The organism is Micromonospora polyrhachis (assembly GCF_014203835.1).
Classification (GTDB): Bacteria; Actinomycetota; Actinomycetes; order Mycobacteriales; family Micromonosporaceae; genus Micromonospora_H; species Micromonospora_H polyrhachis.
Window position 1 is genome coordinate 4668172 of record NZ_JACHJW010000001.1, and the last position, 19263, is coordinate 4687434.

Sequence of the window (19263 nt, forward strand, 5' to 3'; positions counted from 1 at the left end):
CCACAGGATGCGGCGTGCCGCCTAGATGCTGAAGCCCCCGTCCACGTTGATCGACGCGCCGGTCACGTACCGGCCCTGCTCGCCAGCGAGGAAGGCGACCGCAGCGGCGATGTCCGCCGGCTCCGCGTACCGACCGAGGGCGGTGAAGCCCTTGATCGTCTCGGCGGTGGGACCGTCGGCTGGGTTCGCGTCCGTGTCGGTCGGACCCGGGTTGACGATGTTGACGGTGATGCCTCGCGAGCCCAGCTCACGGCCGAGTCCCTTGGTGAGCCCGACCAGGGCGGTCTTGCTCGTCGAGTACGCGGCGAATCCGGGGAACGGGACATGCTCGGCCATGTTGCTGCCGATACTGATGATCCGCCCGCCTTCGGTCATGTGCCGGACCGCGGCCTTCGCCGCGACGAACGGCCCCCGTACGTTCACCGCCATCGTGTAGTCGAACTCCTCCAGACCGAGGTCTTCGAGGGGCGCCACGATGAAGGCACCGGCATTGTTGACCAGGATGTCGAGCCGGCCGAACTCCTCGGCCACCCGGTCCACGACGGCAGTGAGGCCGTCCGGGTCGACGTTGTCCGCCTGCACCGCCAGCCCCCGGCGGCCGGCCGCCTTGATCCGCTCGACTACCTCTGCCGCCTGGTCGGCCCGGTGCTGATAGGTGAATACGACATCGGCACCATCCTCGGCCAGCCGCAACGCCACCGCCGCACCGATGCCCCGGCTACCACCCGTGACCAGTGCGACCTTGCCATCAAGAACTCTGCTCATGACCATCATCCTGGTCAGCGAGTAGCCGTACGTCTGGCGCGAAACGGACGTCGCGTTGGGGTGCAGCGGATCGGCTGGCTTCCATCACCCGAACCACGTCATCGACTCTCCGTGCCCCCGGGTCCAGGCCAACGGTCTACCGTCCAGCGCCAGTACGTTGTGCAGCGCCCCCTCCGGTGGGCGCGGTAGTCCGTCGTAGGGCAGCACGTCCGAGCCCTCGATGGCGATCCAGTGACCGGGCAGTCCCCGTACGATCTCGACGAACCGGACCCGACGGTCGGGCACCACCTGATAGAGCACGGAGCTGTGGAATACCACCAGCGTCGCGTCGGGCGGTGCCTGGGCGGCCAGGGCCGGGAGGTCGTCCACCAGGTCACCGCGGACGAGTAGCGGTGGATCCGCTGCGGCGATCGCAGCTGAGGCAAGCAGTCGGGTCCGGCGATGGGTGTGCTCGGGCCAGATGAGCGCTTCCAGCCATGCGACATCCTTGGGATTCGTGACGTCGAGCGGGTTCACGTCCAGGCCAGCCCGCCACACCACCTCGGGAAGGCGTTCCGGTGGCGTTATTCCGCTGGCTACGCAGTCGAGGACCGGTCCGCTCGAACCGACCATGTGCTCGCCGTAGCGGTAGGTGTACCGGTCGGGATAGAGGCAGAGACCGGCTGAGGTGCCGACCTCCAGCAGGGCCAGTGGCTGCGGTAGTGCGGCGAGCACCGGCAACAGCAGGGCACACCGTCCAGCCTCGTTGGTCTGGGTGGCCCGGGTGCGAAGCTCCGCCTCGACGGCCGACCAGTTCGCCAGCGTGAAGTCGTGAAAGGCCACCGGATCGTCGACCGGACCGGCGAGCATCCGTACGGTGCCGAAAAGCAGATTCGGCTGTTGTTTGGCCGGTGGCAGGGTGCCGAGCAGCGCCAGGATCTCCGCATCGTGGGAGATGGCGAGCGACAGTCGCTCGTACGTGGGGGAGACCCCTCGCGCCTCCCGCGCGGCGAAATCGACATACCTCGTTGCGATGGTCACGTCGGTATGCTTCCATGCGACACGCTGGCATAGAGGTTTGCGAACGGTGATTGTCGCTACAGCCCGACAACTGTTCTCAAAGGCCGCTACTTCGGCTGGTCAGCCAGCCCGGTCGCGGCGCACCCCGTCACCTGGCTGTTATCCGGCCCTGGTTGTCTGCCGGACATGGTTGGGTGGCGAGGATGACCAGTGATGGTGAGGGTATGACCCGAGGTGGTCGGGGCGGTGGTGCGGCGGTGCACCGCGTCTACAGCGTGGTGGTCTTCGTCGTACTCGCCTCGCTGGACAACGTGGCCATCGGCCTGGTCCCGCCGCTCTACAAACCGATCAGCGGCACCCTTGACGTCGACGAGTCCCTGCTCGGGCTCGTCACTGCGGTCAGTTTCCTGGTCAGCGCGGTGGCCGCGGTCGCCTGGGCGTACGTCGGGGACCGCGCCAACCGTAAGCCACTGCTCATGATCGGCACGCTGCTCTGGGCCGCCGGTACGGCCGGCAGCGCCTTCGCCGACGGTTACCTGCTGTTCTTCGCCGCGCAGATGGTCGCCGCGATCGGGTTGGGCGCGGTCGGCTCGGTCGGCTTCTCCGTGGTCACCGACCTGATCTCACCGCGTCGGCGGGGCCTGGTGATGAGCTTCTGGGGACTCTCCCAGGGAATCGGCACCCTCGCCGGGACACTGCTCGGCGGGGTGCTCGGGGCCGCCGACTGGCGTCGTCCGTTCCTGCTGCTGAGCGTCGTCGGCCTGGCCGCCACGGCGGCCTACCTGTTCACGTACGACGTCCGGCGCGGCCAGAGCCAACCCGAACTGGCGGCCACCCTCGCCGACGGCACCGAGTACGACTATCGCATCACCCGGCGGGACCTGCCGAAGATCCTCGGCCGGCGGACCAACGCCTGGCTCATCCTCCAGGGGCTGCCCGCACAGGCGGCCTTCGGGTCGCTGGTCTGGCTGCCGGTGCTGTTCCAGCAGCGGGCCGAGGACCAGGGCTACTCCACGGAGACGGCGATCGTGGTGGGCAGCGTCTTCGCCACCCTGTTCCAGCTCGGCGGGGCACTGTCCATCGTCGGGGGACTCGTCGGCGACGCGCTGCAACGTCGTACGCCCCGGGGGCGGGCGCTGGTGGCGGCGGTAGGCATCCTGGCGGCCGTACCGTTCTATGTGGTGTTGTTCTTCGTGCCGATCAGCATCGACGTGCCGGACGGCGCTGGCGCGGGCGCGATCATCGGCGCGGTGCTCGGCAGCGTGGTCACCGAGCCAACCGTCGGTCTGAGTCTGCTGACGGCGATCCTGGCGTTGGCGTTGACCTCGGCCAACTCGCCCAACTGGTTCGCGTTGATCGCCGACGTCAACCCACCCGAGCACCGGGGCACCGTCTACAGCCTCGGCAACCTGGTCAACGGCGTGGGGCGGGCCACCGGCAACGGGCTGGTCGGTGCGGTGTTCCAGGGGCTGCGTACGGCGTTCCCGCCACCACTCAACTTCGCCGTCGGGCTGGCCGCGTTCCAGCTCTTCTTCATCCCTACCGGGATCATGTACTGGCTGGCGTCGCGTACCGCGCCCCGCGACATCGAGGACGTACACGACCTGCTCACCGAACGCGCCACCGCCGCCCAGTAGACCGTCTCCGCCTGGCTCCGCCCGCCCGGGTTGAACACGCCCCGCCCTCAGGTGGGTGAGGGAGGGCCCCTTCCAGGGTAGAAAGCGCTAAGAAGGGGCCCTCCCTCACACCTCAGCCGAGTAGCCAGACCGTGACGTCGGTCGGGATGTGGCCGTCGGTGTCGAGCGGGGCGCTGGCGTGCAGCAGTTCCGCGCCATCGGGCAGCGGGATCGGGGCGTCCCCGAAATTGGTGATCACCCGCAGCCGGCCGTTGCGGAACGCGAGCACCTCGTCGGGGCTCTCCAGCCAGCAGAGTGCCCCGGTGCCGAGCGCCAACTCGCGGCGCAGCCGTAGCGCCGTGCGGTACATCTCGTAGGTCGAGCCGGGCACCCCGCGCTGCCGGTCCACGGCGTACTCGGCCCAGATCGCCGGCTGGGGCAGCCAACTGGCGTCGGTCGGGCCGAAGCCGTACGACGGGCTGTCCGCCTGCCATGGGATCGGCACCCGGCACCCGTCCCGGCCCCGCATCGCGCCACTGCTACGGGTCCAGGTCGGGTCCTGCCGGGTCTCGTCGGGCAGTGCCATGTGCTCCGGCAGGCCCAGTTCCTCGCCTTGGAAGAGGTAGGCCGAACCGGGCAGGGCGAGCATCAGCAGGGTGGCCGCTCGGGCCCGACGCAACCCGAGTACGCCGTCCGGCTGCGGGTCGCCGATTCCGATGCCGTTGGGTCGGGTCTGCCCGACCGGCAGCCCGAGCCGGGAGGCGTGCCGTAGCACGTCGTGGTTGGACAGCACCCAGGTGGTGGGGGCATCGACGGCTTCGCTGGCGGTCAACGAGCGGGTGATGACCGCGTACTGGGCGGGTGCGGTCCAGGCCGCCTCCAGGTATTCGAAGTTGAACGCCTGGTGCATCTCGTCCGGCCGGACGTACGCGGCCAGCCGCTCGGCGGGCTGCACCCATGCCTCGGCGACGAGGATCCGGTCACCGGGGTAGCTGTTGAGGAGCCCGCGCCACTCCCGGTAGATCTCGTGTACCCCGTCCTGGTCCCACATCGGCGGGCGCTGGCCCTCCCTGCCCTCACCGGAGAGCGGCTCCTGTGGGTAGTGCCAGTCCGCCAGGTCGGCCTGTTTGACCAGGCCGTGGGCCACGTCGACCCGGAACCCGTCGACGCCCCGGTCGAGCCAGAACCGCAGGATGTCGAGGAACTCGGCCCGTACCTCCGGACGGTCCCAGTTCAGGTCGGGCTGGCCGGGGTCGAACAGGTGCAGGTACCACTGGCCGGGGCGGCCGTCGGACTCGGTGATCCGGGTCCAGGCCCCGCCGCCGAAGACGCTCTGCCAGTCGTTGGGCGGTTCCTCGCCGTTTGCGCCGCGGCCGTCGCGGAAGATGTAGCGCTGGCGTTCGTGGCTGCCCGGCCCGGCGGCCAGGGCGGCACGGAACCAGCGGTGTTCCGACGAGGTGTGGTTGGGCACCAGGTCGACGATGACCCGCAGCCCTCGCGTGTGGGCCTCGGTGATCAGCTTGTCGGCGTCGGCCAGTCGACCGAAGATCGGGTCGACGTCCCGATAGTCGGCCACGTCGTAACCGGCGTCGGCCTGCGGGGAGGGATAGAACGGTGACAGCCAGACCGCGTCCACGCCGACTTCGACCAGGTGGTCGAGGCGGGCGGTGATGCCGGGCAGGTCGCCGATGCCGTCGCCGTTGGAGTCGGCGAACGACCGGGGATAGATCTGATAGATGACGGCATCCTCCCACCAGTGGGTCGGAACGGACGCCGAGTCGGATGCCGGGGCATTTTTCGCGTTGGTGTTCAGGACGCTCTCCGCTCTCCCATGTTCTGTCGTCGTACGTACCCATCGGGGTGCGCCGGACCCGCAGCGGGTCGCAGCAGGCCCGTCGGGTGGAACCGCATGTGCCCACGGTGGGCCGGTCGGTATCAGGTTGCCCGCGGTGGGCCGGTCGGTATCAGGTTGCCCGCGGTGGGCCGGTCGATTCGCGTACGACCAGCCGGGTGGGCAGGATCACGGGTGCGAGCTCCCGATCGTCGGGGAAGGTGCCGCAGAGCTGGTCGAGCAGCATGCCGGCGGCGAGGCGGCCCTGTTCGGTGACGGGTTGGGCGACCGTGGTCAGTCCGACGGCACCGGCGAGGTCGTGATCGTCGATACCGATCACGCTGATGTCCTCGGGTACCCGCAGGCCGGCCAGGCGCAGCGTGGTCATCGCCCCCATCGCCATCTCGTCGCAGGCCGCGAAGATGGCGGTGGGCGGTTCGCCGCGTCGGAGCAGTTCCTCGGTGGCCCGGGTGCCGCCGGCCACGGTGAAGTCGCTGTCGATGTCGAGCTGGGGGTCGGCCGGGATGCCGGCGTCGAGCAGTTCCTGCCGGTAGCCGAGCCGTCGGTCGAGGTGGGCGGTGTGCGGGAGTTCGTCGTTGGGCTCGCCGGAGATGTGGGCGATCCGGCGGTGGCCGAGCGCCAGCAGGTGGGCGACGGCGGTACGGGCGGCGGCCACGTCGTTGATCCGTACTCCCGGCCAGCCGGGTACGACGGTGCCGGAGCTGATCGTGACGCCGGGTAGCATCCGCCGGGTCGCCGTCACGAAGTCGGCGGCCTTCAGCGGCATGGCGACCAGCATCATCGCGTCGACCCGCTTGTGCAGATCGGCGGTCCGGAACAGCCGTTGCCGGATGTGTTCCCGTCCGCCGAGGGTGTAGAGCAGCAGGTCGTAACCGGCCTCGTGGAGGACCGCCTCGGCGGCTTCGACGACGGTGCCGAAGAACCAGCGAGTGATCAGTGGCACCACCACCGCGATGGTGCCGGTCCGGCCGCCCGCCAACCGGGAGGCGCTGGGTGACACGGTGTAGCCGAGTTCGGTGGCGGCGGCCAGCACCCGGGCCCGAGTGGCTGCCGACACGGTCGGCAGGCCGCGCAGCGCCCGGGAGACGGTGGCGGTGGAGACTCCAGCGTAGCGAGCGACATCGTCGATCCTGGTCACTGTGTTACTCGCTTCGCTCGATCACCCCGCCACCGCCATCGGTTCGTGGCGGGAACTCAACCCTTGACGCTACCGGCGAGCAGGCCACGTACGAAGTATCGCTGTAGGGAGAGGAAGACGATCAGCGGAACCAGGATGGAGATGAACGCACCCGAGGTCAGTCGTTGCCAGTCGTTGCCCCGGGTTCCGGCCAACTCCGCCAGGCGTACGGTCAGCGGCGCGGTTTCGTTGCCGCCTCCGGCGAAGATCAGCGCGACCAGCAGGTCGTTCCAGACCCAGAGGAACTGGAAGATCCCGAAGGCCGCGATCGCCGGCGTGATCAGTGGCAGCACGATCGTACGGAAGATCTTCGGGTGGGTGGCGCCGTCCACCCGGGCCGCCTCCATCAGCTCGGTGGGCAGCTGGGAGATGAAGTTGTGCAGCAGGAAGATGGCCAGGGGCAGCGCGAAGCAGGTGTGCGCGAACCAGACCTGGATGAAGCGCTGCTCGTCCTCCAGCTGCCAGGCCGGCATCAGCGTCACGCCGCCCACCGTCACGCCGGTGGAGAAGAACCGCAGCAGCGGGACCAGCGCCATCTGCAACGGCACGATCTGGAGGGCGAAGATGCCGATGTAGACCCAGTCGCGGCCCCGGAAGTTGATCCAGGCCAACGCGTACGCCGCGAGGGTGGCGAAGGCCAGCGGGAACAGCACCGAGGGAATGGTGATCACCAGCGAGTTGATGAAGTAGCTGGCGAGCTGGCCGGAGGAGGCCGACTGGCCGAAGAGCACATCCTGGTAGTTGTCCAGGGTGACCTGCGGGTCGGTGAAGAAGGTCCACCAGCCGGTGGTCTTGATCTGGTCCTCGGGCCGGAACGACGAGACGAAGAGGCCGAAGGTCGGGATGGTCCAGACCACCGCGATGACGATCGAGACGATCGTGGCGGCCCGGGTGTTGAGTCGTTTGCGTACCCGGCCGACGGTGGTCTTCGGCTGGTCGCTCGTGGTGGCGGTGCCGGCGAGCGGGGGTGTGGTCGTCGTCATGTCATACCTCCCGCTGCTTGCGCAGGTTGCGGATCTGGTAGATCACGATCGGGACCACCAGCACGAAGAGGATCACCGCCAGGGCCGAGCCCTGGCCGGTCTCGCCGGCCCGGAAGGCCTGGTTGTACATCTCGTTGGCGACCACACCGGTCTCGTAGTTGCCGTTGGTCATGGTCCGGACGATGTCGAAGACCTTGAGCGTGGCGATCGAGATGGTGACCACGACGACGATGAGCGCCGGCCGGATGCTCGGCAGGGTGACCCGCCAGAACATCTGCCAGGCGTTGACTCCGTCGAGCCGGGCGGCTTCGACGATGTCGGCGGGGATCGCCTTGATCGCGGCGGAGAGTACGACCATGGCGAAGCCGGCCTGGATCCAGACCATCACGACGATCAGCAGCAGTGTGTTGAGTGGGGCGTTGAGCAGCCACTGCCGGGGTTCACCGCCGAAGAAGACCACGATCTGGTTGAGGAGACCGATCTGGTCCTGTTCCTCGGAGCGGTAGGCGTAGACGAACTTCCAGATGATGCCGGCACCGACGAACGAGATGGCCATCGGCATGAAGATCAGTGACTTGGCGATCGACTCGAACCGGGCCTTGTCCACCATCACCGCGTAGATCAGACCGATCGAGGTGGCGATCAGCGGGACCAGGATCACCCAGAGCAGGGTGTTGGTCAGCACCTTGACGATCTCGTCCTGCGAGAACATCCAGTCGTAGTTGGCCAGTCCGACCCAGTTCGTGCCATCGCTGTCCATGAAGGACAACACGAGGGTGCGGACCGCCGGGACCACCAACCCGATGAGTAGCAGCAGCACCGTCGGGAGCAGGAAGAAGAGCCCGAGCACGCCTTCCCGCGGTTTCAGCCTGCCGATGGTCACGGTTCCGCCACTGGCGGACGCCGCGATGAGCCGGGCGTCGCGCCGGCGTGCGAACCAGGTGGGTACGGCGTCCAGCAGGAACAACAGGCCGCCCACCACGACGACGAAGGCCACCAAGCCGTAGAGCAGGATCATGAGCTTTGGGGCTTCGTCGGCGAACTCGAAGTTCATCCGCTCTCCCTAGAGGGGTTGTCTGCCGGATCGGGTGGCCCGGACCGAGCCGGACCACCCGATCAGGGATCACTTCGGCCAGGTGCCTTCGATGAAGGTGAGCGTGGCAGCGGTGTCCTTACCGTTGATCCACTCGATCATGCCCTTCCAGAACGAGCCCGAGCCGACGGCGGCCGGCATCAGGTCGGAACCGTCGAACCGGAAGACGGTCTTCGGGTCCTGGAGGATCTGGACTGACAGCTTGTCGATCGGGTTCGCGACGTTGGCGAGGTCCAGGCCCTTGTTGGCGGAGACCCAGTCACCGATCTTGGCGCGGCTGTTGGCGTGCTCGGCCGAGGCGAGGTACGTCTGCACCGCCTGGACCTCGGGCCGGTCGGCGAAGGCCACGGTGAACTCGCCGCCACCCAGCACCGGCTTGCCCTTGGCGGCGTCGATGCCCGGGAAGTAGAAGGCGAAGACGTCGCCGTCCTCGGCCACCTTGGTACCTTCCGGCCACTGGTTGGCGTAGAACGACGCCTGCCGGTGCAGGGTGCACTTGCCCTGCGTGATGGGCAGGCCGCCCTCCTGGAACGAGGTGGTGGCGATGCTCTTGACGCCGCCGTAGCCGCCGTTGACGTACTTCTCGTTCTTGAGGATGGTGCCGGCCTTGTCCAGCGCCTCGGCGACCTTCGGGTCGTTGAACGGGATGCCGTGGGTGACCCACTGGTCGTAGACCTCGGGGGTCTGCGTACGCAGCATCAGGTCTTCGATCCAGTCGGTGGCCGGCCAGCCGGTGGCGTCACCGGACTCGATCCCCGCGCACCACGGCTTCTGCCCGGTGGCGGCGATCTTGTCGCTCAGGGCGATCAGCTCGTCCCAGGTGGTGGGGACCGTGTAGCCCTTCTCCTTGAAGGTCTTCGGCGAGTACCACACGAAGGACTTGACGTTGGAGCCGAGCGGTGCGCCGTAGAACTGGCCCCCGACGGTGCTGTACTTCAACCAGTCCGGGGAGTAGTTCTTCTCCGCCATCGCCTTGGTTTCCGCCGAGACGGGCTTGAGCTTGCCAGCCTCGGCGAACCGGGTCAGCAGGCCCGGCTGGGGGATGAAGGCGATGTCCGGCGCGTTGCCGCCGTCGACGCGTACCTGGAGCTGCGCCTCGAACTCGCCGCTGCCCTCGTAGTTAATCTTGATGCCGGTGCAGTCAGCGAACTCCTTCCAGGAGTTCTGTAGCCGGTCTGCCTCGAGGTCCCGAATGGACGCGTAGATGGAGACCTTCTTACCGCTGTGGCCCTGATACTCTTTGTAAGCGGCACACTCCGGAGAGTCTGCCTTGTCGTTCTTGCTGTCGCTGCCACCGCATGCGGTGGCGGTGAGCGCCAGGCCCAACACGCTGGCGATCGCGAAGGCTTGGCGTGGTCTGGTAGAGACCGCCATGCCGTCCTCCTTCCTCTGCCGGCGCGCCGATAGCCGTGGCTCAGTTGCCCGTGGCTCCGTGCCGGCCTCGATGGGCGTCACCACATGTAAGCGCTTGCAAGGAAACTTCGTCTATACCCATGAGGCGGCACAGGCGTAACGATTCGGAAACCTAGCGGCCACCGATGGTCTGGTCTCGTGTCAGCCATCCCAGATCATCGATAGTTAGCCCTTCCGATGCATGTAGTTTTCTGTCACCCTCATCTGCGACAAAGAAGATTTTCGCCACGAAGGGTGCGGTATGCGTCCACGCCTGCTCACGCTCGTCAGCACGACACTGCTCCTCGCCGTCGCGGCACTGGCCCCAGCCAGCCCCGCACTCGCGGCCCCCACCTTCAAGGTTCCGTTCCCCTGTGGACAGAGCTGGAGCGGACAGACCCGACCCGATCACAGCCCGACCAACGCCATCGACTTCAACCGGACCAACGACGAGGGCGACCCGGTCGTGGCGAGCGCGCCCGGCACGGTGGACCGGGTGACGAATCTCGGCGACACCAGCTACGGCCGGTACGTACGGATCGACCACGGGGGCGGTTACACCACGTACTACGCCCACCTCAGCGCGTTCGCGGCAGGGCTCTCCGTCGGGGACACCGTCGGCTACGGCACGGTGATCGGCTACGTCGGCAACACCGGCAACTCGTACGGCGCCCACCTGCACTACGAGCAGCGCTCCGGCGGCAGCGACGTCCAGATCCGGTTCAACGGCAGCCTCGCGCTCTACTGGGGTGCACAGACCTACACCAGCGACAACGGCTGCTCCAGTGGCGGCACCGCCACCGGGACCGTCCGCACTGCCGGCACCCCGCTGACCGTACGCTCCGGGCCGGGCACCGGCTATTCCTCGGTGGGTACGGTCGCCACCGGCACCACAGTCACGATCTACTGCCAGACCACCGGCACCACGGTCACCGGGACCTACGGTACGAGCAACATCTGGAACCGGATCGGCACGGGCCGGTTCATCGCCGATGCGTACGTCTACACCGGTAATGACGGATTCATTCCCGGCGTTCCCCGCTGCTGATATTTCTCATTGACGAGACAGAAAGCGCTGATCCCGGTGCTCGGAGTCCAGGCCAGTGGACTTCGAGCACCGGGATCAGCGGCCTGAGCAGTGTGATCAGCGTTGTGCGGGGGTCAGTCGCGGGGGCGTCAACTGAAGATGCTGACACCACCAGGTCCAACGAGTAGCCCGATGATGATGAGGACAATTCCCCAGAGCAGCTGCCGCCGGAAGAGGGCCAGCACACCGGCGACCACCAGTACTACCGCGAGAATCCAAAGAATCAGTTCCATGGTCGGTTGAATACCCTTTCTGTTGCGTCTGGAAACCTTTAGCCAATCGCGTGCTCGGCGAGGTGGAACACGCTGTATGCCTGTTTGATGACCGGATGGGCGACGTTGCGGACCCGGACGCCACCCGGTGTCGTACCCCGTTCGGAACCGGCGTGCGCGTGGCCGTGCAGGGCCAGCGCCGTGGGGGCCGAGTCGATGGCCTGGGCGAGCAGGTACGACCCGAGGAACGGATAGATCTCCAGGGGCTCGCCGGCCAGGGTGTCCGGTACCGGGGCGTAGTGCGTCAGCGCCACCCGCACGTCGCAGTCCAGCTCGCGTAGCGACTCGCCGAGTTGGTCGGCGACCACGCTGGTGGTACGGATGAAGGCCTTCATCTCCGGTTCGCCGAAGTCACTGGCGCAGCGGCCGGCAAAGCCACCACCGAACCCCTTCACCCCGGCGATGCCGAGCCGGGTCCCCCCGCAGTCGAGCACCGTCGTGTCCCCCTCCAGCACGGTGATACCGGCGTCCTGGAGCACCCCGACGAGCTGTGGCACCTCGTCACAGTGGTAGTCGTGGTTACCCAGTACGGCCACCACGGGCACGTCCAGGCCACCGAACTCGGTGGCGACGCACCGGGCCTCCTCCTCCGTACCGTGTCGGGTCAGGTCGCCCGCCAGCAGTAGTGCGTCGGCGTGCTCCGACAGGCGGTCCAGGGCCGGACGGAACCGTCCCACCACATCCTTGTCGACGTGCACGTCGCCGACCGCGGCGATCCGGATCGTCATCGTGCTCTCCTCACGGCAACTCCTCGGCCTCGCTTGGCTCCTGGGCGCGAATCACCCCGATGTCCACCAGCAGCGGCAGATCGGGAAAGGCCTCGGTCACCAACTGGAGGATCTGGTCCCGGCGGCGGTGGCTCTCCACCTCACCGGAGAGGACCAGCGAATGGTCCCGACGAACCACCGCGATGCCCTGTTCGGCGATGCCGGGGTTCTCGGTCAGCAGCCGGTGGACCGCCGCCTCGAGGTACTCGTCCGGCGGCTCGGTTCCGCTCCGCTGCGGCACGCCATCACCTCCTCAGTCTTCGCGCGCCCCCGGAGAGGGCACGACGTCCAGTCGGTCCAGCAGGACGAGGAACGCCTCCGCGTACGGCGAATGTGCCGTCTCCTTGCGTACCCGCTCCCAGTCGATCTGTTCCCGCAGCGAGCGGGCGAGCGGTAGCCCACGGGCGAAGTCGCAGTAGTGCTGCGAGAAGCTGAGCAGCTTGTGCACCATCAGCTGGGTGGCGGAGAGCACCGGCATGTGGATGGCGTCCACCGGTCGTACGACGGTGTCGCCGAAGGTCTCGTCGGTGACCGGGGTTTCGATCGGGCGGTGGATGAGGTCCACCAGGCGTCCCTCGTCGTAGACCTTCACCAGCCAGTCCTCGGGGGGCCGTTCCGCCACGAAGCCCTCCGCCACGAGTGTCTCCAGGGCCCGGTCCACGTCCTGTCCCCGGATGAGGAAGTCGACGTCATGGTCACTGGAGTGGCCGCCGTGTGCGTAGACGGCGAAACTGCCGCCGAGAGCGAACGGAATCTCGGACTGTTTGAGGACAGCGGCGACCCGCTTGAGGGTATGCAACAGCCCCTCGTCCTCGCGGTGCGCCATGGGTATCTCCCTGAGATCGTGGGACGGCAAACCGGTAGCTGGGATGGCGATCTATCCGGCAGGTGGGATGGCGAATTATCGGTACCCGGTGCGCCGGTCGCTCACACCTGTGACCGGAGTAGGGGGTCGTGCCCGTATGGTGAACCGCTTCCCTTCTGGTAACGATCGCGTGCTCTCGGGCGGTACCGTGGCCGAGGTGGCCACATCTGCGCGGAAGCGGCATGACGGCATCTCCGACGACAGTGACAGACGGCTGCGGGCGGTAGCCCTGGTCGGCATCGACGGGTCCGGCAAGACCACCCAGGCACACCGATTGGCCGACACGCTGGTGGCCGCCGGGGTGCCGGCCGACTACTGGCAGAACGCGGGTGGTCGGCGCTGGTTCGGGCGGATCGCCCGGCGGCTCGGCCGCCGGGACGCCCAACGGCTGTTGGGCCGCAACGGCATGCTGGTCGCCGAGTCGGTGCTGCGTTGGCTGGCCATCGCCCGGGCCCTGGTCCGGTCGACGCTACGCCGGCGGGTGGCGGTGATGGACCGCTACGCCGTCTGCCAGTACGCCAGTATCCGAGCCCATCGGGGGGACCGCTGGGAACCGTTGGCCCGGCTGCTCTACCGGATCTTCCCGGCCCCGGACGTCACGTTCCTGCTCGCCGTGGACCCGGCTGAGGCGTACCGGCGGATCGAGCGGCGTGGAACCGACCACGAGAGCATGGAATACCTGGTCGCGGCGGATGCCGCGTACCACTCGTTGCCCGAGTTCCCCACCTTCGTGGTCATCGACGCCAACGCCACACCGGACGAGGTGAGCCGGGCCATCCAGGAGCGGCTGCGGCACTGGTCACGGGAGGCGGTGGTGGCGACCGCCTCGACCGTGGGTCAGGCCTGACCATGGACCGGGATGGTCGCTCCGCTCGTCGGAGCCGACTCCGGGCCTGCCAGGAACCGGATCACCGCCGCGATCTCGGCCGGGGGCACCCAACGGGAGTGGTCGGCGGTGGGCTGGGCGGCCCGGTTGGCCGGCGTGTCGATGACGCTCGGGGCGACCGTGTTGCACCGTACCCCTGATCGTCGGTATTCGACCGCGACGGCGGCGGCGAACGCCTGCACGGCGGCCTTGGCCGTCACGTAGCCCGCAGCCCCGGGGAAGGGCGCGACGGCGGCGCGGGACGAGACGCAGACCACCGCGCCGCCCCCGGCGGCGACCAGGTGGGGCAGGGCGGTGTGGGTCACCAGGTAGGTGGGGCGCAGGTTGAGCGACAGCATCCGCTCGAACTCGGCTATCGGGGTCTCGTGCACCAGCCCGCCGCTGGCGTACCCGCCGACCAGGTTGACCACGGCCCGCAACGGCGCGTCCGGGTCGGCCGTCGCGGCGTCCACCGCCCGTGCCACGGCGATCGGATCGGTGAGGTCAGCCACCGGTCGGAGCACGCCGCCGGCCGCCGGCACGGTCGTCGGTCGGGCCTCCCGGACCGGTACGACCACCCGCCAGCCCGCCTCGACGAAGCTGTCGGTGACCGCGGTCCCGAGTCCGCCGGTGCCGCCGGTGATGAGGACGCTGCGATTCGCCATGTGCGTCACGGTAATGCCGGTCGCTCCTTGGTCGGCAATGACTGGCCACGGGGCCGGTACGCGGGACGGGGCGAGGGATGGGACCCTTGCTATCGGCCCGGCGTGATTTTCCCGATACCCCGTGTCATGGTTGACGCTCCCGGCTTCATGAAAGTAAGTTTCATCCGTGGCGAAGAGTGCGAAGGTTTCTGTGAACCACGAGACCGGTGGATTGATAGTCCACATCAGTGGTCTGCTCCCGTCACTGTCCCCGGCCGAGCAGCGGGTCGCCCGACTGGTCGTGGCCAACCCGGCGGACGCGGCGCGGCGCACCATCACCGATCTCGCCACCGCCGCCGAGACCTCCGAGGCCACCGTCATCCGGTTCTGCCGGTCGGTCGGGATGGAAGGCTATCCGCAACTGCGGATCCGCCTGGCCGCCGAGGCGGCCCGACGGGTCGAGCCGCCGGACGCGCGGGTCGTCGGCGGTGACATCCCGCCCGGGGCCGACCTGGCTCAGATCATCGCCACCATCGCCTTCAACGACGCCCGAGCCGTCGAGGAGACCGCCGAGCAACTCGACCCCGCGATCTGCGAGCAGGTCGTGGCGGCAGTCGCCAACGCCGGCCGGATCGACATCTACGGTGCCGGCGCGAGCGGTTTCGTCGCCTCCGACTTCCAGCAGAAGCTGCACCGGATCGGGCGTACCGCCTTCTACTTCCCGGACATACACACGGCGCTGACCTCGGCGGCCCTGCTCGGCAAGGGGGACGTCGCCCTGGGCATCTCACACACCGGCACCACCTCGGACGTCGTCGAGGTGCTGGAGCAGGCGAGAGCCCGGGGGGCGACCACCGTCGCGTTGACCAACTTCCCCCGCTCGCCGATCACCGACGCGGCGGACTTCGTGCTGACCACGGCGGCCCGAGAGACGACCTACCGATCCGGTGCGATGGCCAGCCGGCTGGCCCAGTTGACCGTGGTGGACTGCCTCTTCGTCGGAGTGGCCGCCCGGAACCGGGCCCGGGCGAAGAAGGCACTGGAAGTAACCGCTGAGGCGGTCGCACCACACCGCGTGGGTAGTCGGAGGCGGGCATGACCAGCGACGTGGCGGTGGACGACAGCGGCGAGGGATACCCGGACGTGGTCCGGGTCGGGGCACCGACCGAGCGACGCAATCCGCTCAGTCTCGACCTCGATCTGATGCCCACCCGGGACGTACTGCGGGTGATCAACGAAGCCGACCGACGGGTGCCCGAGGCGGTGACCGCGGTGCTCGACGAACTCACGGAGACGGTCGAGTTCGGCGTACGGGCGCTGCGGGCGGGACACCGGGTGCACTACTTCGGCGCTGGCACATCGGGACGCCTCGGGGTGCTCGACGCGGCGGAACTCGCCCCGACCTTCAACTCGCCCAAGCACTGGTTCTGCGCGCACATCGCGGGCGGGCCGTCGGCGATGTGGCAGGCGGTGGAGAACGCGGAGGACGACGAGGCGGCCGGTTCCGCCGAGGCGAAGGACTGCGTGCAGGACGGTGACCTGGTGATCGGCCTGGCGGCGAGTGGCCGTACGCCGTACGTGCTCGGCGCACTGCGTACCGCCCGGGCGCTGGGCGCGGCCACCGTGCTGCTCTGTGCCAATCCCGCTGCGGATGCGGCCGGTGAGGTGGATGTCTTCATCGGCGTCGCAACCGGGCCCGAGGTGGTTACCGGCTCCACCCGGATGAAAGCCGCCACCGCCCAGAAACTGGTGCTCAACGCCTTCTCCACGGCGGTGATGGTCCGGCTCGGCCGGGTCTACTCCAACCTCATGATCGACGTGGTGGCCACCAACGCGAAGCTCCGGGGCCGGATGATCTCCATCCTGATGGAGGCGACCGGCTGTTCCGAGGACGTCTCCCGGCAGGCGTTGACCGACACCGGCGGAGACCTGAAGATCGCTTTGGTCTCGCTCGTCTCCGGCGCGGGCGTCGACGAGGCACGTACCGCGTTGGCCCGCTCCGCCCACCAGGTACGCGGGGCACTTGCTCTTCTTGCCCCCTGAGGCTGAGTTGTCCTGCTCGCCTCCTGAGGCTGAGTTGTCCTGCTCGCCTCCTGAGGTAGAGTTGCCCGGCGCCACCGGCCGGATTGTTCATCCGACGTGGGGGTAATCCATGTCCCGTGGATGGGCCGATCAGCTGTATCGGTACGTATTGCGGTAGTGACGAACATCGCAGTACGCGCGGTGGCATCGGCTGCGGTGTGATCGGGGTTCCGCGATTTCGCCACTTTCCGGGCGAAACACCGCGACAAACTCGCGCTGGTTGGCGGGATCCCACGTTCTGGTCGCGCAACGCGGGGACCTGACAGCAAACGTCGATCTCGCTCTCAGCAACTACTCAGGCATTCGTGACACTTTCGACTCACGAGACGGAATCCCCAGCACGTCTCATCTGTTGTGTAGGTGTCGGCACCACAGGGCACAGCGGAAGTACGGGGGAGGGCTGATGAACGTGGGGACCGCAAGAAACCGGGCAGCCGGCGCGAGCGAGGGGATCGTGAGCAACGTGGAGAAGAATGTCGTGATGCGTACCGACGAGGTCGCCGAGGAACGCGATCTGGTCGGCGTCTACCTGCACGAGATCTCCCGTACGCCGTTGCTCGACGCAGCCAAGGAGGTCGACCTCTCCAAGGCGATCGAAGCGGGCCTCTACGCGGAGCACCTGCTCGACGAGGACCGGGTTCCGGAGGGCGTCGAGCGAACGGAACTGGAGCGGGTGGTCGCCGAGGGGGAGCGGGCCAAGGACCTGTTCATCCGGGCCAACCTGCGGCTGGTCGTGTCGATCGCCCGGCGCTACGTGCGCTCGGGGATGCCGATGCTGGACCTGATCCAGGAGGGCAACACCGGCCTGGTACGGGCCGTGGAGAAGTTCGACTACGAGCGTGGCTACAAGTTCTCGACGTACGCCACCTGGTGGATCCGCCAGGCGATCAGCCGGGCCATCGCCCAGCAGGAGCGCACCGTACGACTGCCGGTGCACCTGGTCGAGGACGTCAACCGGATGCGCAACGTGGCCCGTCAGCTGACCCGCGAGCTGGGCACCGACCCGGAGCCGGAGCAGGTGGCAGCGGCCCTCGGGGTGCCCGTCGAGCGGGTGCGGGAGCTGATCCGCTGGTCGCAGGACACCGTATCGCTGGACACGCCGGTCGGGGACGACGGGGACACGAACCTCGGTGACCTGGTCGCCGACAGTGACGCTCCCTCGCCTGAGGAGATCGTCCTGACCGCGCTGGAGCGTCAGCGGATCGAAGGACTACTCAACCACCTCGACGACCGGTCGGCCGGCATCATGCGGGCCCGCTACGGTCTGGAGGACGGCCGGGAGCACTCGCTCACCGAGGTCGCCTCGCGTTTCTCGCTCTCCCGGGAGCGGATCCGCCAGCTGGAGATCCAGGCCCTGGGCCGGCTGCGTGAGCTGGCTCGCGCGGAGGGCCTCCGGGCGGCCTGATCTCCGATCTGCCTGAACCCCGTACGGCGAACGGCCGGCGTCCCCAAGCGGGACGCCGGCCGTTTCCATGCTGCGGGCCGGTACGGCGGTGGCTAGCGCACCCGGCCGTAGCCATATGGCGACATCATGTCCACGCTGGATAGTTTGACGTTTTCCCCGAAGGTGGGGGCATGGATTACCTTGCCGCCACCGACATAGAGCGCGACGTGCCCGAGTTTGTTGTAGAACACCAGGTCGCCGGGTTGGAGCGCGCTGCGGTTGATCCGGGCCACCCGACCCCACTGCATCTCGGCGTTGTGCGGCAGGGACTTGCCGGCGGCCCGCCACGCCGCCTTGGTCAGTCCTGAGCAGTCGTAGCCGTTGGGGCCGTCGGCGGCCCAGACGTACGGCTTGCCGATCGCGCCGTACGCGTACCGCACCGCCACACCGGCCTGGCCGGAGACTGCCGGGATGCTGCCCCGGTAGGCAGTTCCCTTCGTGGTGGCCGAGCCGTACGCCTGGCGTCGCAACTGATAAAGCCGGGCGAGGTCAGCCTCGATCTTCTTCTTGCCGTCAGTGAGCTGTTTGGCCTGGGCGGTCTGCCGGGCCAGCGTGTTGTCCAGGCGGGCCTTCTCGGCGGTGTAGCGGCGCTGCGCCTGGTCGAGCGCGGAGACTCGCTGCTCCCGGTCTCGTGCCAACTGGTCCAGTGCGCCCAGCCGGCCGGCGAGGTTGTCAGCGCTGCCCGGATCGAGCAGGATATCGGCGGTACGGAGCCGGCCGCCCTTGTACGCGGCGACGGCCAGTCGGCCGACCTCCGAGCGGGCCTGGGCGAGCTGTTGCTCCAGTGGTCCGAGTCGCTTGCCCACCTCGGCTGCCGTGGCCTTGGTGGCCTTGATCTCCTCGTTGAGCCGGTTGTACGACTCAACGATCCGTTCCAACTCGACCGAGGCCTTGTTGATCTGTCGGGTCAGTTCGCTGACCGACGGTGCGGCCCGTACGACCGAACCGGGGGCGAGCAGGCCGATCGAGAAACCGACCAGCACGATGGCTCGTAACAGGTTTCGCGCGGACGACAAGAGTGGGGGCACCCTTCCTTCCGGCCGCCGATCCGGCTGACAAAGCGGCGGCACCGGGCCGGAGCCACAGGGATGGCGGACGGCCGGACCGGCGGGACCAACCTAACCCGATGATCGGGATGACCAACAGTGACGCGGCAGCGATAAGAGCTGTTGACGGCTAATAGGCGAAATGTCGAAATCACCCAAAGTATCTATTTGGCGGCTCAAGGTGAGGGGTCGTTTCGATCGGCTGTGGGTCGCTCCGCCCCGCTGGCAGATTGTCCATTTAGTCGCTCGTGGCGGATGGTCGGTGGGTTTTTGGTGTCGCAAAATAAGGCAAAGTCGTACGTAAATGCGTCCAG

19 protein-coding genes are annotated in these 19263 nt (G+C 68.0%); 6 read left to right on the top strand and 13 right to left on the bottom strand.

Going from position 1 to position 19263, the window contains the following annotated elements:
- Positions 1 to 21: 21 nt before the first annotated feature.
- Entirely contained in the window at positions 22 to 765 is a 744-nt protein-coding gene (locus FHR38_RS20485; RefSeq protein ID WP_184536192.1) for an SDR family NAD(P)-dependent oxidoreductase, read from the bottom strand.
- A gap of 84 nt (positions 766 to 849) precedes the next feature.
- On the bottom strand, positions 850 to 1785 hold the full coding sequence (locus tag FHR38_RS20490) for a DUF2332 domain-containing protein (protein ID WP_184536193.1): 936 nt from the start codon (positions 1783 to 1785) through the stop codon (positions 850 to 852).
- A gap of 182 nt (positions 1786 to 1967) precedes the next feature.
- On the opposite strand from FHR38_RS20490, the gene FHR38_RS20495 reads away from it, so the two are divergent.
- Positions 1968 to 3401: an MFS transporter gene (locus FHR38_RS20495; RefSeq protein WP_184536194.1), complete on the top strand. Its 1434-nt coding sequence runs from the start codon at positions 1968 to 1970 to the stop codon at positions 3399 to 3401.
- A 112-nt stretch (positions 3402 to 3513) separates the two neighbouring features.
- Here FHR38_RS20495 and FHR38_RS20500 read toward each other — a convergent pair whose 3' ends face one another.
- From FHR38_RS20500 to FHR38_RS20520, 5 genes are all read right to left on the bottom strand, one after another.
- Complete coding sequence (locus FHR38_RS20500) at positions 3514 to 5193, bottom strand: glycoside hydrolase family 13 protein (protein WP_184539977.1); 1680 nt, start codon at positions 5191 to 5193, stop codon at positions 3514 to 3516.
- Positions 5194 to 5344: 151 nt separating this feature from the next.
- Positions 5345 to 6370, bottom strand: coding sequence for a LacI family DNA-binding transcriptional regulator (locus tag FHR38_RS20505; protein ID WP_184536195.1), 1026 nt, complete (start codon positions 6368 to 6370; stop codon positions 5345 to 5347).
- Between the two features lie 56 nt (positions 6371 to 6426).
- A complete protein-coding gene (locus FHR38_RS20510; protein WP_184536196.1) occupies positions 6427 to 7392 on the bottom strand; it encodes a carbohydrate ABC transporter permease in 966 nt (321 codons plus the stop codon).
- A 1-nt stretch (position 7393) separates the two neighbouring features.
- On the bottom strand, positions 7394 to 8446 hold the full coding sequence (locus tag FHR38_RS20515) for a carbohydrate ABC transporter permease (protein WP_184536197.1): 1053 nt from the start codon (positions 8444 to 8446) through the stop codon (positions 7394 to 7396).
- A gap of 69 nt (positions 8447 to 8515) precedes the next feature.
- Entirely contained in the window at positions 8516 to 9859 is a 1344-nt protein-coding gene (locus FHR38_RS20520; protein WP_184536198.1) for an ABC transporter substrate-binding protein, read from the bottom strand.
- A 280-nt stretch (positions 9860 to 10139) separates the two neighbouring features.
- On the opposite strand from FHR38_RS20520, the gene FHR38_RS20525 reads away from it, so the two are divergent.
- Entirely contained in the window at positions 10140 to 10925 is a 786-nt protein-coding gene (locus FHR38_RS20525) for a M23 family metallopeptidase (RefSeq protein WP_184536199.1), read from the top strand.
- 128 nt (positions 10926 to 11053) lie between these two features.
- On the opposite strand, the gene FHR38_RS20530 is transcribed toward FHR38_RS20525, so the two are convergent.
- Genes FHR38_RS20530 through FHR38_RS20545 form a run of 4 tightly spaced genes read right to left on the bottom strand, consistent with a single transcriptional unit; the run spans position 11054 to position 12829 of the window.
- The gene (locus tag FHR38_RS20530) at positions 11054 to 11197 is read right to left on the bottom strand and encodes a GPGG-motif small membrane protein (RefSeq protein ID WP_184536200.1); all 144 of its coding nucleotides are present in this window, start codon (positions 11195 to 11197) and stop codon (positions 11054 to 11056) included.
- A 38-nt stretch (positions 11198 to 11235) separates the two neighbouring features.
- The gene (locus tag FHR38_RS20535; protein ID WP_184536201.1) at positions 11236 to 11964 is read right to left on the bottom strand and encodes a metallophosphoesterase family protein; all 729 of its coding nucleotides are present in this window, start codon (positions 11962 to 11964) and stop codon (positions 11236 to 11238) included.
- A gap of 10 nt (positions 11965 to 11974) precedes the next feature.
- Complete coding sequence (locus tag FHR38_RS20540) at positions 11975 to 12244, bottom strand: BON domain-containing protein (RefSeq protein WP_184536202.1); 270 nt, start codon at positions 12242 to 12244, stop codon at positions 11975 to 11977.
- A 12-nt stretch (positions 12245 to 12256) separates the two neighbouring features.
- A complete protein-coding gene (locus tag FHR38_RS20545) occupies positions 12257 to 12829 on the bottom strand; it encodes a nucleotidyltransferase family protein (RefSeq protein ID WP_184536203.1) in 573 nt (190 codons plus the stop codon).
- 187 nt (positions 12830 to 13016) lie between these two features.
- Between FHR38_RS20545 and FHR38_RS20550 the strand changes: the two genes are divergently transcribed.
- Positions 13017 to 13715 (top strand): dTMP kinase, encoded by a 699-nt coding sequence (locus tag FHR38_RS20550; RefSeq protein ID WP_376771491.1) that lies wholly within the window; start codon positions 13017 to 13019, stop codon positions 13713 to 13715.
- On the opposite strand, the gene FHR38_RS20555 is transcribed toward FHR38_RS20550, so the two are convergent.
- A complete protein-coding gene (locus tag FHR38_RS20555; protein ID WP_184536205.1) occupies positions 13706 to 14398 on the bottom strand; it encodes an SDR family NAD(P)-dependent oxidoreductase in 693 nt (230 codons plus the stop codon). The two genes, FHR38_RS20550 and FHR38_RS20555, sit on opposite strands and share 10 nt — an antisense overlap.
- 166 nt (positions 14399 to 14564) lie before the next feature.
- On the opposite strand from FHR38_RS20555, the gene FHR38_RS20560 reads away from it, so the two are divergent.
- The 3 genes from FHR38_RS20560 to FHR38_RS20570 all read left to right on the top strand — a co-directional run bounded on the left by FHR38_RS20560 (position 14565) and on the right by FHR38_RS20570 (position 17864).
- Positions 14565 to 15476, top strand: a complete 912-nt coding sequence (locus FHR38_RS20560) for a MurR/RpiR family transcriptional regulator (protein WP_184536206.1) — start codon at positions 14565 to 14567, stop codon at positions 15474 to 15476.
- Entirely contained in the window at positions 15473 to 16420 is a 948-nt protein-coding gene (locus tag FHR38_RS20565) for an N-acetylmuramic acid 6-phosphate etherase (protein WP_184536207.1), read from the top strand. The genes FHR38_RS20560 and FHR38_RS20565 overlap by 4 nt, the downstream gene beginning before the upstream one ends.
- Before the next feature lie 442 nt (positions 16421 to 16862).
- On the top strand, positions 16863 to 17864 hold the full coding sequence (locus FHR38_RS20570) for a sigma-70 family RNA polymerase sigma factor (protein WP_184536208.1): 1002 nt from the start codon (positions 16863 to 16865) through the stop codon (positions 17862 to 17864).
- Positions 17865 to 17956: 92 nt separating this feature from the next.
- Here FHR38_RS20570 and FHR38_RS20575 read toward each other — a convergent pair whose 3' ends face one another.
- A complete protein-coding gene (locus tag FHR38_RS20575) occupies positions 17957 to 18919 on the bottom strand; it encodes a C40 family peptidase (RefSeq protein WP_184536209.1) in 963 nt (320 codons plus the stop codon).
- Positions 18920 to 19263: the final 344 nt, after the last annotated feature.